The following is a 12,681-nucleotide window of genomic DNA, read 5'->3' as shown; positions in this document are numbered from 1 at the left end:
TTGATTTACTTTTTTCAAAAACATAAAATCTATGTTTCTATGTGTTTAATTAAATTTTTATGTATTACACCCAACGGGTTTTATTTAATATAGCCGTTAAGTATAATTAACTTAAAATTTTAGATGATTTCCAAGGCATTCGCATAAGAAGCTTCCTGTTTTTGATTTGGAAAATATACTTCAAGAGCATCTGAATTCTGTTTGAATTTCAGTTTTTCACCTGTACTGACTAATCTAATTTGTCTTATTTTCTCTGTATGATGTGGAGATGATTTCCCTAAACTTTTAATAATTGCAGTACCATTTTCCGGCCAGGCCATTACCGTTGCATAAAGTATTTTGTCTTTTTGCACAAAACGAATATCTTCTGATGTAAAAGGCTTTCCTTTTCCTTCGTTAAAACCCTGAGCGGTTAAAGCTCCAGCACTTCCTAATTGAGGCCCTTCGCCAAATATTTTCCAAGGGCGAGTACCATAAATACTTTTGCTGTTTAATTTCATCCAAACGCCAATTTCTTTTACAATTTGACGCTCTAATTCATCAATACTTCCATCCCCTCTTACCGGAATGTTCAACATTAAATTCCCATTTTTACTTACTGCATCTATCAGGGTATGAATAACTGTTTTGGCCGATTTGTAACGCTTATCATTGTAAACGCCACGGTCATAGTGCCAGTTGCCGATACAGGTATCGGTTTGCCATGGCAAAGGCTCTATGCTGTTACTCTGTCCTTTTTCGATATCCCAAACTATGGCTTTTCGTTGCTGCTCATCTAATATTTTACCGGTAATTACTGTCTGGACTGTTTTGTTTTTTTCGAGACTTTTATTATACAAATGTGCCGCTATACGCAAACCGGCATCGCTAATTGGCCAAAGTGGTAATGCAGTATCGTCAAAATAAATCAAATCCGGATTGTATTTATCTATCAGATCAATTGTTCTGTCATGAAATTTTTCAGAATAAGCTGAAGATGGTATGGAAGCACCGTCTGCCCAATCCCATTGACTGTGTACAGATGACTTATCTGAAGGTTTTGTACTTAATGAATGATTTTGTGCATACAATTCCTGAGGGTCTAAACCTTCCCACCAAGTCCCTGCACCATCTGCCTTAGTCAATTTTCCATCATAAGGCACTCCAGCTAAAGATCCGTTTTTATCAGTGCCCTGAGAAGTATCAAACCAATTCCAGGCATGAGCCGCATGAACACTTACCGCAAAAGGCAATCCTGCTTTACGGGCTGCTTTTTCCCAACCTCCAATAATATCTTTTTTTGGACCCATTTTTGTCGAATTCCAATTAGGCTGATACTTACTGTCATACAGATCCAAATTATCATGATGGTTTGCCATGGCCATAAAATATTTGGCTCCGGAATCTTTATATAAATTGACCAGCTCTTCTGGATTCCAGTTGTCGGCTTTCCAAACATTGATTACATCTTTAAAACCAAATTTTGAAGGATGACCATATTTTTCAACATGATATTTATATTGCCAAGAATCTTCCTGATACATTCCTCTTGCATACCAATCGCCGGCTTCTGGTTCACATTGAGGTCCCCAATGTGCCCACATTCCAAATTTGGCATCACGAAACCAATCAGGAACTTGGTATTTTTCAAGCGAATCCCATGTAGGTTCGAAAGGTCCTTTGAAAGCAGGAATATTAAGTATATGAGATTGTCCTAACAAAGGAGATAAATAAAGTCCCGCTAGAGCCGACACACCCAGTTTTAAAGCATTTCTTCTGTCCATATTTTTATGATTTGGATACTAATTTATACATTTCCGATTTTATCGATTTGTTTCACAGTTCTATTTTATACTAAAATAAGCCTGTAACCTTTTTTATGATATCTATTTTATATATAAATTTTATTATTAGTTTTTTTAATCGCTTATTTTTGAATAAATAAAAACAAATGTAGCTTAGCCGTAGCTTATCTTTTTTATTCAAAAACGATTTTTTATTACTCAAAAACGTTTTTTTTTCATCCTTTTAAATTATTATGTCAAAAAATACTTTCAAATATTCGTTTTCGCTGTTACACATTGATTATGTAAAACTTAACAGCGAATGGAATTTTAACAATGTAATTAGTCCTTATTATCGACTGTATTACATTGATGAAGGAATGGGATCTATTTCAAATAGTTCGGATAAATTAATTTTAGAACCCGGTTACTTATATCTTATTCCGAGTTTTACCATTTGCAATTTGAATTGTGAAAAATATTTGAGTCAATATTTCATTCAGTTTTTTGAGGAATCACCTGATGGAATTTCGTTGTTTAACCAGAATAGAAATGTAATGAAATTGCCCGCTACTGAAATCGACATTATTCTTATCAAACAAATGCTACAAGGCAATCCCAGAAGAGGAATTAACAGATCCAATAATCCCAAAATTTATGAAAAGGAAGCTTATTATAAGGAATATCAGTCACTTAATAATGAAATAAAAACGCATCTTAAATTTGAAAATCAAGGAATTCTTCTTCAGTTGATTTCCAGATTTTTGAATTCAAAAGGTTTCAAAATAAACAATTCACAATCAGTACCTTCCAAAATTTTGGATACAATGAGTTATGTGCAGCTTAACTTAAGTGAGAATCTTACTGTTGCACAATTAGCCCAAAGAGTCAATCAAAATCAAGATTATTTTTCGAAACAATTTTTGATTCATACCGGTCAAAGACCCTTAAACTATATTCATGAAAAAAAGATAGAAAGAGCACAATACCTTATTGCAACAACAAATAAAAGTTTTCTAGAAATTGCCTTAGATACTGGTTTTTCTAATTTGCCTCACTTTTCTAAAATATTCAAACAAATAGTGAGTCTGACTCCAGGAGAATATCGCCATCAGAATAATAAACTTTACATGTAATTTTCTATGTGTATACATTTTTAGTACACAGTGTTAAAAAAAACAATAGCCTAAAACAGTTCCCAATAAAATCGCTTTTGAAAAATGGCATAACCCTTAAAAAACTGCTCTGATGAACACTCCTATAGCCATGTAGTATGCAGACAATTATCTGCTCTCTGCTAGTATATGAACATATCCGACATACAAAAAAAGGAGGCAAAATGATTGCCTCCTTAAAAAACTAAACTAACTCAAAACACTTTATTTCCAATATTTTATTAATATCCAGGATTTTGCTTTAAATTACTATTTGTCTCCATTTGAGCCTGTGGTATCGGAAAAATTGATCTAAAAGCACCATTAGGTTTATGAGAAAACCAAGATTTTGTTGTATACACTCCAAATCGGATTAAATCTTGTTTTCTATGTGCTTCACCAACAAATTCCCAAGCCAATTCATCCAAGAAACCACCATACTGAATATCTGCTCCACCCTCGTAATTCGTAATTACTCCTGCCTCATAAGTACCGTATTTATAAACACTTCCTCCTAAAAGTTTTGCTCCGGTAACTGTTGCTTTACTAGGATTGGTATTTTTAAAATCTCTTTGTCTAATTTGTGATACAATTACAGCGGCTCCATCAGCATCACCAGTTCTTAACAAACATTCAGCTTTAATCATCAAAGCATCAGTATATCTATAGAATGGAACATCATTACTTGTTTGTCCTATTTCACCTGTGCCAATTTCATATTTAACCATTCTAAATCCTTCGTTAGGCTCACATCCATTTACATTAGTCAAATAATTAATATATTCAAATTGTTTACCGTCTACGATTATTGGTTCCCCTTTACTAGTAAACTGTTTTCCTCCTAACCAAGAATCTTTTAATCTTTGATCATCTGGATCATAAGTATCAATAAATTGAGGAATACCTCCTGTTCCATTCCAAGGCCCTCCAGCCAAGTCATAAGTTGCCTGACTTGGACCTGCCAATGTTTTGAACGGCCAATAATTACCCCCTGCTTTTTTTTGATCAAAAGGAATAGATAATATTTCTTCCGGAGAACCTTCATTCTCAATCTTAAAATTATCTAAATAATTACTTGTTAAGCTAAATTTCCCGCTGTCAATAACATCATTAACCTGTACCAAAGCTTCATTCCATTTAGGAGTACCAACATATACGCCGGCATTCAAATATAATTTTGCCAAAGTCATTTTGACAGCCCATTTTGTAATCTTGCCATATGTTTTGCTATTATTCTCATCACTTAAATAGGGTAAAGCTGTTTTTAATTCACTCTCAACAAAATCATATACTTCTTTTCCTGTATTTTGTGGAGGCAAATATCCTTTAGGAAAATCATATTTAGTCATGATTGGCACATTTCTAAAATTATCCAATAATAAATAATAGTAAATCGCTCTTAAAGCTCTTAATTCTTGAAAAATCGCTTCTTTATTCTCAATTTCAGGTATTTGTTCTATTTGATAAATTGCTTTATTTACGTTATTTACACCATTAAACAAATAAGTCCAGTTTCCATCCGCATGTGGCAGTGAGGCTCCCCAAGTATGCAGATGCATTGTTATATAGTAATCTCCCCAGCCAATACCATTTCTTTGCGGTGTTACCATCAAATCCGATGATTCTTCATACAAACAAAATGCAGCATCCCAGCCCCAATAAATTTCTCTAAATGAAGTATATGCAGGGGCAATAATACTATTCAAATCTTCAGCTGTAAATTTAGTATCCTCAGCAACTACTTTATCATACACTGTTTCATCCAAGTCTGTGCATCCTGTTGCTAAAAGAAATAAACCCAAAGCAAGAACTTTATATATTATATTTTTATTTTTCATTTTGATTTAATTTAAAAAGTTACATTTAGTCCTAAAGTAAAAGCTGTAGTAGATGGATATTTATCTCTATTATCCATTCCTTGCGACAAAGGATCCTCTCTTTTTATCTCTGGATCTAAGCCTTTGTATTTTGTAAATGTGGCTAAATTATTTCCAGATACATACAATCGCATTGCATTTATAAATTTAAATGGCTTAACATCAAAATTATAAGATAACGTTATGTTATCAACCTTTACATAATCTCCCTCTTCAATATAATAACTTACATAGGTTTGATTATAACTTAATACTGACTTACCATACACTTTATCGAAAGCACTGTCTAACATATTATAAGCAATCGTAGGATTGTCATAAAACATGCGTTGCGTATTTAGTATTTGGAAATCGAAAGCCCCTGTCAATACCATACTCAAATCAAATTTTTTGTAGGTAAAAGTATTTGTCCAACCCGCATAATATTGCGGAATACCATTCCCTAAATATTGCTTACTAGCATCGTTATACAAATCAGTTGTTAGCGTTTTTCTTGTACCATCGGGTAATTCAACAATCCATTTCCCCTCATCAGTAATATCAACCGATTTTAATCCCCAAAAATTACCTATTGACTGCCCAACTTCTAATCTATGCGTCTCAAATGATACCGGATCCCCTGTGTTTCCCGTATTTAAATAATCTCCCTCAATTTTGTATAAATCATTTGAAAGACTAGTTAGCTTATTTTCATTGTGTGAAAAAGTCATTGAAGAGTTCCAAACAAAATTTTCCGTTTTAATAGGAACTACATTAAGAAGAATTTCAAATCCTTTATTTTCCATTTTACCAACATTCGCAGTAATAACATTTTTCAAATATGGAGGAGTTGGAACGTTATAATCCCAAAGCATATCACTCGTTTTTTTACTATAAACATCAAAACTTCCGCTAATTCTATTATCTAAAAATCCAAAATCAAGACCAATATTTACCTCAGCCGTTTTTTCCCAACGCAAATCAGGATTAGGATTACTATCTGGCTGTAAACCTTTCACCCATTTTCCATTATCAAAAAAGTATCCATCATATACATACAATGTTTTAGACAGATAAGATGCACCTGGAATTACTCCTGTTATACCATAACCAGCTCTTAATTTTAAGCTATTAACAGACGAAACATCATCTAGAAAAGACTCCTTGTTTATACTCCATCCTGCAGAAGCTGCTGGGAAATTCCCCCATTTATAATTAGCACCAAACTTGGAAGAACCTTCTCTTCTGATACTAAATAAAAGATCATATTTACTATTAAAATTATAGTTAGCTCTACCAAAAAATCCGATTAATTTACTATCATTTTTATAGCTTCCCATTCCAGCTTTTCCATCAGTTAAAGCATTACCTGATTCTAAATTATTATACGAAAAAGCATCTGTTGGAAAATCATAATTACTAGCTGAAAAACCTTGATTAAGAGTGTACTGATAACTATAACCTCCCAATATTGTAAATTCCTGCTTTTCCAATTTTTTATTATACTTAGACGTTATTTCTACATAATCGTTATCAGTAGTTCCTGTACTTCTTGAAGCAACACCATTTCGCTTATTTATGGTATTTGAATAGTGTTTTTTGGTTTCAGAATAGCCATTTAACCCAGTGTTTTTATTTTTCGTAAGTTGTGTACCTACATCCCAACCAGGCAATAAATCTAGAGTCAAATTAGCCGTAAATCTTTGCCATGTATTTTCTCTGTCTTCTTTTGTTTCGTTCATAATAGCAACTGGATTATAGTACTGAAGTTTATTCATATCCTCATTATAAGTTCCATTTGGATTATATACAGGAGCCGTAGGGTTTCGTATCATCGCTTGTCTATAAGCATAAGCAGCAGTGCCTTCGGACAGGCCCATTTTTTGCGTTCCATTTAATAAATTCAAGTTGATTTTTAACTTATCATTAAACATACTATGATTCACATCAAATGAAAATCGAAATTCTTTATTAAATGTATGATTAAAAACGCCCGATTGATCTACATAGTTAAGATTTGCTACATAATTAGTTTTAGCGGTTCCACCTTTAAAAGCTAAATTATGATTTTGAGCAAATCCGCTTCCAGAAATTTCATCCAGCCAATCTGTATCAGCCCCTCCCTCAGCAAAGGGAATTTTAACTCCTTGAGAACGTAAACTCCTTTGTTGACTAGCATCCAAAAATTTTGCCTTATTAGCAAAATTTGATATTGATGCAAAAGTAGAATAAGTGATTGTTGGCGCCATCTCTTTATTCACCGTTTTTGTAGTAATGAGAATAACACCATTCGCTCCTCTTGTCCCATAGATCGCCGCTGCCGATGCATCTTTCAATACATCTATAGAAGCAATTTCATTTGGAGCAACGGTATCAATACTTCCTGGTACACCATTAATTAATATCAGAGGACCAGTCCCTCCCTTTAAAGTAGAAATTCCACGCAATGATATATTAGGTGATGCAGAAGGATCACCTGAGCCATTACTAATCGTCAAACCTGCCACTTTACCCCTAATAAGATCAGAAGCGTCACGAATTGCCCCTTTAGTAAAATTTACTTCTTTTATACTGGCAATGGCACTGGTAACTCTTGATTTTTTTTGTGTCCCATAGCCCACAACAACTACTTCGGTCAATTCTTGGGTATCCTCTTTAAGAACAACCTCTATATTATCACTGCCTGAAATAGCGACTTCTTGAGTTTTAAATCCTAAGTAAGTAAAAACCAATTTAGAATTCTGGTCTTTAACAAGAATCTGGAATTTTCCATCAAAATCAGACAATACACCACCAGCTGATGCATTCTTTTCCATTATCGTTACCCCGGAAAGAGGTATTCCATTAATATCTTTAATAGAACCTTGGATCTTTTTTTGCGCAAAGGAGGTAAAAAAAGTTAAAAGTAAAAAAGTGGCAAATCCCATTTTTCTCTTCAAAAATTTACCTTCAAAAATTTGCATTACTGAAAGGTTGATTAAATTCATAGCTTTAGTTTTGGTTTGGTTAAAAATTACTTTTAGTTAATACACAGATTAAAATGTGTGCTTTTAACATTTGTAAAATTAAATCATAATCAAAATAACGGCAGACAACAATTTATCCGAAACCAATAGTATATTATCCATTTATTGTATTTTTTAACGCAAAATTGATTAAATTTAGCACTAACAAAAAAAATAATGTTAATTCTGTAGAAATACTACACCATAATCAACTTTTAAACTATAATAACACAGTTGCACCTGGAAAAATAACTAGTCGGCATCACATCACATACAACGCCATAAACCTGCCATAAAATACTGAATTAAAACAGTTTAACTCAAAAAAAGATCAACACAAAAAACATAGGCCAACACATCATATCAGGAAATAATCAGTGGTGGCCAATATCTTATTTTAATTTGATTTTTTAGTTTTATGCTACTCGAAAATTTAAAAAAATCAATGCTTTTTCATCTATTTTAAGGCAAATTATTTATCCAGCCATAAATCCAGTGTTTTTTGCTGTGTTTGATTTATTAATTCCAAAAGTTTGAATGAATATTTTTTGGCTTTAGAATTTGAATCCAATTCTGTATTCATCCTTAAACCAGCATAAGACAGATACGAATTATAATCAATCTCTTTTGTTGTATAAACATATTCAAACACATTTGCTAATGAGATTCCTGCTACAGTTTCGCAGGCATTCTGAAATTCAGCATCGGTAAATCCGCGCTGTAGTTTTTTATAATACTCCCAATATAAAAACCGCATCACATCATCTAAGGATTTTCTATTTTGTGCTGCCTGACGAATGGCAAAATCAAGAATAAGCCCTACAGCTGGTCCTTTGTCATAATACGAAATAGATTTATTAGCATTCTCCCCTTGTTTTCCAAAAGGTCCGTCGTTCCATGTTTCAAAACTTGACTGAACTAATGACTGATAGAATCGGCCAGGACTGTTTTCAAAAGCGTTGATGCTGCTCTCAAAATTATTAAACAAAGTCTGCTGACTCACAAGCCCCGCTCTTTTGACAATCAGATATTCGTAATAAACTGACAGTCCTTCACTTACCCACAAAAGGTTTGTCTTATTTCCTTTGTCATAATCAAAAGGTCCTAATTCAAAAGGCCTAATCCGTTTTACATTGTAATGATGAAAATATTCATGAGCCAAAAAACTCATCATCGTATTCATCCCTTCGGGATTATCTAATCCAGTTCCATCAAAACTTACCGTTGTATTATTCAAGTGTTCAATACCTCCCTGCCCCGGACCAATTCCTATAAATGTATATTGTTTATAAGGAATATCACCAATAATCGCTACTGCCGATTCGACCACTTTTTTTAAATTATTCATAAATGTTATCCTATCGAAATTACCCATTTTATAACCTATAAAACGGTGTTGGATTCCATTTACTTTAAAAGAAGGCAATTCTTCTAAATCCCCGATCAGTATTGGACAATCGTATAAAATATCAAAATTTGGAGTTGTAAATTCATTACTTTTTCCCGCAGCAGATTCTAAACCGGTCGCTATTTTAAATCCTGCTTTAAGTCCTGAAATTTTTACAGTAACGGGAATATTTATATGTTTGTCTATATATAAAAACAAACTATTTGGAATGATATAAGCATGTGAAGCATCTAAATAGCTGTTGGCTACAAACTGCTTATCGGCTTTTACATCATAACTCAATGTGAGTGGTTTGTTCTTAGCCGCTTTTATCTGCCAAGTATTTTCATTTACTTTTTTTACAGCTAGAATTTTGTTATTGCTTTTTGCAGCAAAATTTTCAACCATTTTACTGTGATTCATTATTTGGTAATAACCTGGCATCCAATTTGGCATTTTAAAATCAATAGTGTCATCTTTCCATCCAGAGCAATTAAGTTCAACATGAAAATAATGACTATCAGGGTTTGGCATTGAAACAGTATATTGCAGTACAGAATTTACGGATTGTGCCTGTACAGAATTATTCTTTACAGCCATTATATTCAATAGAAAAACAAAAAGGAAAATACGGCAGTACTTTTCACCTAAGAATGACAAATCTCTCATAAAATTATTTCTCTTTATTTACAAAATAATAATAAAGCGGAATTCCTAATAACACTATTGCTAATCCTGGTAAAGAAGAGCTGCATTTATATACCAAAAGCATAATGCAGATACTGGATGCTGCAACAATATAAATAAATGGCAGCACTGGATAGCCTATTGCCTTGTAAGGTCTGTCTAAATCTGGTTTTGTTCTTCGAAGCCTAAAAATACCAGCAATTGTTAAGATGTAAAAGATCAGAACAACAAATATTACATAATCCAGCAGTTCATTATATTTTCCGCTTAAACAAAGTACAGAAGCCCAAACACATTGCATCCATAACGCTTTTTCCGGTACTCCGTTTTTATTTAACTGTCCTAATTTCTTAAAAAAAAGCCCATCCGTTGCCATAGTATGATAAACACGAGCTCCAGAAAGTATTAGCCCGTTATTACAGCCAAAAGTAGAAATCATCAATAATACAGCAATAATATAAGTTCCTGAATCTCCAAAAATATGCTGCGAAGCCACAACACCAACGCGGTCATTTTCGGCATTCGCAATTTCATTTAAAGAAAGTACCGATAGGTACATCATATTAGCAGCGATATAAATAATTGTTACAATCAGTGTCCCAAGAAAAAGACTTCTGCCAATATTTTTTGATGGGTTTTTAATTTCACCCGCAATAAAAGTTACATTGTTCCATGAGTCGCTGCTAAACAAACTGCCCACAAGACTCGCTGCTACAGCTCCCATTATCGCAAATCCTGAATAAGGAATAAGTGTATTCCCTTCTAATTTATTTATTGAAAAACCAGTACTCCAGTTGGCTTTCCAAATATCTGCCTTTGCAGCTAAAACAAAACCAAAAATAATAAGCCCAAACAATGCAATTAGTTTTACCAATGTAAAAACTGTCTGAATCGTTTTTCCTTCTTTCACTCCTCTTGTATTTATGTAAGTCAGAAAAACAACAAGAATTATAGACGTCAATTGTGCTGCCGATATCTGCAAAAGTCCTAAATTCAGAATGATATTATTTTCACTCAACGAAGGAAAAACATAGGCTGCAAATTTACTGAAAGCGACACCTACTGCAGCAATAGAACCTGTTTGTATCACTGCGAAAAAACTCCAGCCGTATAAAAACCCAGTAAGCGAATTAAAAGATTCTCTCAAATAAACATACTGCCCTCCAGCTTTAGGGAACATACTGCTTAATTCTCCATAACTTAATGCAGCCGCAATTGTTAAAAAACCGGTTAGCAGCCAAATAAGCAATAAAGCGCCTGCCGATCCAACATTACGGACAATATCTGCACTCACAATAAAAATTCCCGACCCAATCATGGAACCGGCAACAATCATAGTGGCATCTAATAAACCTAGCGATCGTTTAAAATTATTTTTCTTTGTTGAAGATTTCATTCGTAGGTTGATTAGTTTTGATTAGTTATTATATTTCTAAAAAGGGATAGAATTATTTTTTAAATTAGATTTAAAGATCCCTAAATCCTTTACTATGGAACAACGATGATGGTTAATATTTATAATTAATTTAAACCAGAAAGGAAATCAGTATGAAAGGAACCACCCTTTTTAATTAAATCTTTCTACCTCAAATGCTTTAATATCGATACTGGTCGGTTCTCTATTAATTAATTGTGAAACTAATTTTCCCGTACCAGGACCAAGACTAAGCCCCATCATTGAATGTCCTGTAGCAACAACAACATTATTGTATTTTTTTATTTTACCAATGTAAGGCAGCCCGTCTGCAGAACAAGGTCTGTAACCGTACCAAATATTTTCTTCCAATGGTTTTTGAATATCAAATTCCGGTAAAAAGTCTTTCACCGCTCTCAGTACGCCTTCAATACGGTGATACTGTGGCTTTGCGGTTGTAGGAACAACTTCCATTGTGCCTCCAAATCTAATTTTATTACCGTCCATAGGCGTAATTGCTACTCTGCCTTCGGCGAGAATCATGGGATGATTTACTTTATAAATAGAATCTTCCAATGTTAAAGAATAGCCTCTTCCCGGCATTAATGATATTTTAGCATCTACCAATTCAGCCATTTCTTTACTCCATGCTCCAGCCGCAATAACAAGCTCGTCTGCTAAATAGGATTGTTTATCAGTAATTACTTTTGTAACTGCCCCATTTTCTTTTTCAAAAGAAACAACTGTCTCTCCGTATTGAAAAGTAACGCCTTGAGCCAATAAATGTTCTTTCAAAACTTTCATCAGCTTATCAGGATAAACATGAGCGTCACATTTAAACTGTAAAGCACCAATAGCATTGATTTTTGTCTGAGGCTCTAATAACTGCAGATCATCATAATTCAGTAAACTTACATCCAGCCCTAATTCATGAGCTTTTTCAATCGTATGATGTGCATGTTTGGCTACGGCTTCTGTCTGAAAAACTTCAAGCATTCCTTTGTGTTCATAACCAAATTCAAAACCTGGAATTTTTGCCCATTGCTCAAATTCATGCTGACTTAATAAAGAAATATCACAAAGCGGTATGGCAGACTTAATTACATTTTTTTGAGTAGCACTTTTTGCAAAATTAAATCCCCAATCTATTAAAGCCTTATTCAATGATGGCTTTACATAAAATGGGCTTTTTGGATTAAACATCCATTTGAAACCCTGCCAAATAATACCAGGAGCTGCCAATGGTATAAAATGGCTTGGACATACATATCCAGCATTACCGTAAGAACAGTTATCTTCAAAATTATCTTTATCGATAACGGTGACTTTACAACCGCTTTGCTGCAAATAAAATGCAGAACTAAGCCCAATGATTCCTCCACCAATAACTACAACATGTTTCATAATTATTCTTA

Annotated in this window: 7 protein-coding genes; 1 reads left to right on the top strand and 6 read right to left on the bottom strand. The window is 33.5% G+C overall.

Annotated elements, in window-relative coordinates; translation table 11 throughout:
* Positions 1 to 119: 119 nt before the first annotated feature.
* Positions 120 to 1,763 (bottom strand): alpha-L-fucosidase, encoded by a 1,644-nt coding sequence (locus tag CLU83_RS04580; RefSeq protein ID WP_100430520.1) that lies wholly within the window; start codon positions 1,761 to 1,763, stop codon positions 120 to 122.
* 254 nt (positions 1,764 to 2,017) lie between these two features.
* On the opposite strand from CLU83_RS04580, the gene CLU83_RS04575 reads away from it, so the two are divergent.
* Positions 2,018 to 2,899 (top strand): AraC family transcriptional regulator, encoded by an 882-nt coding sequence (locus CLU83_RS04575; protein ID WP_100430519.1) that lies wholly within the window; start codon positions 2,018 to 2,020, stop codon positions 2,897 to 2,899.
* A 260-nt stretch (positions 2,900 to 3,159) separates the two neighbouring features.
* Here CLU83_RS04575 and CLU83_RS04570 read toward each other — a convergent pair whose 3' ends face one another.
* The 5 genes from CLU83_RS04570 to CLU83_RS04550 form a co-directional block, all read right to left on the bottom strand.
* Complete coding sequence (locus CLU83_RS04570) at positions 3,160 to 4,755, bottom strand: RagB/SusD family nutrient uptake outer membrane protein (protein ID WP_100430518.1); 1,596 nt, start codon at positions 4,753 to 4,755, stop codon at positions 3,160 to 3,162.
* Between the two features lie 11 nt (positions 4,756 to 4,766).
* Positions 4,767 to 7,760, bottom strand: a complete 2,994-nt coding sequence (locus CLU83_RS04565) for a SusC/RagA family TonB-linked outer membrane protein (RefSeq protein WP_198512247.1) — start codon at positions 7,758 to 7,760, stop codon at positions 4,767 to 4,769.
* Between the two features lie 490 nt (positions 7,761 to 8,250).
* The gene (locus tag CLU83_RS04560) at positions 8,251 to 9,834 is read right to left on the bottom strand and encodes a M61 family metallopeptidase (RefSeq protein ID WP_100430517.1); all 1,584 of its coding nucleotides are present in this window, start codon (positions 9,832 to 9,834) and stop codon (positions 8,251 to 8,253) included.
* Between the two features lie 4 nt (positions 9,835 to 9,838).
* Positions 9,839 to 11,248 (bottom strand): APC family permease, encoded by a 1,410-nt coding sequence (locus CLU83_RS04555; RefSeq protein WP_100430516.1) that lies wholly within the window; start codon positions 11,246 to 11,248, stop codon positions 9,839 to 9,841.
* 171 nt (positions 11,249 to 11,419) lie between these two features.
* Positions 11,420 to 12,670 carry an FAD-binding oxidoreductase gene (locus CLU83_RS04550; RefSeq protein WP_100430515.1) on the bottom strand — a complete coding sequence of 417 codons (1,251 nt, stop codon included), beginning with the start codon at positions 12,668 to 12,670 and terminating at the stop codon, positions 11,420 to 11,422.
* Positions 12,671 to 12,681 lie beyond the last annotated feature (11 nt).

Source organism: Flavobacterium sp. 1 (genome assembly GCF_002797935.1).
Lineage (GTDB): Bacteria > Bacteroidota > Bacteroidia > Flavobacteriales > Flavobacteriaceae > Flavobacterium.
Note: the sequence above shows the minus strand (reverse complement) of the source record. Positions and strands in the feature narration are given on the sequence as shown.

Bases quoted from the DNA above. Each gene is read 5' to 3' on its own strand.
- CLU83_RS04580 (WP_100430520.1), bottom strand. From the start codon at position 1,763: ATGGACAGAAGAAATGCTTTAAAACTGGGTGTGTCGGCTCTAGCGGGA.
- CLU83_RS04575 (WP_100430519.1), top strand. From the start codon at position 2,018: ATGTCAAAAAATACTTTCAAATATTCGTTTTCGCTGTTACACATTGAT.
- CLU83_RS04570 (WP_100430518.1), bottom strand. From the start codon at position 4,755: ATGAAAAATAAAAATATAATATATAAAGTTCTTGCTTTGGGTTTATTT.
- CLU83_RS04565 (WP_198512247.1), bottom strand. From the start codon at position 7,760: ATGAATTTAATCAACCTTTCAGTAATGCAAATTTTTGAAGGTAAATTT.
- CLU83_RS04560 (WP_100430517.1), bottom strand. From the start codon at position 9,834: ATGAGAGATTTGTCATTCTTAGGTGAAAAGTACTGCCGTATTTTCCTT.
- CLU83_RS04555 (WP_100430516.1), bottom strand. From the start codon at position 11,248: ATGAAATCTTCAACAAAGAAAAATAATTTTAAACGATCGCTAGGTTTA.
- CLU83_RS04550 (WP_100430515.1), bottom strand. From the start codon at position 12,670: ATGAAACATGTTGTAGTTATTGGTGGAGGAATCATTGGGCTTAGTTCT.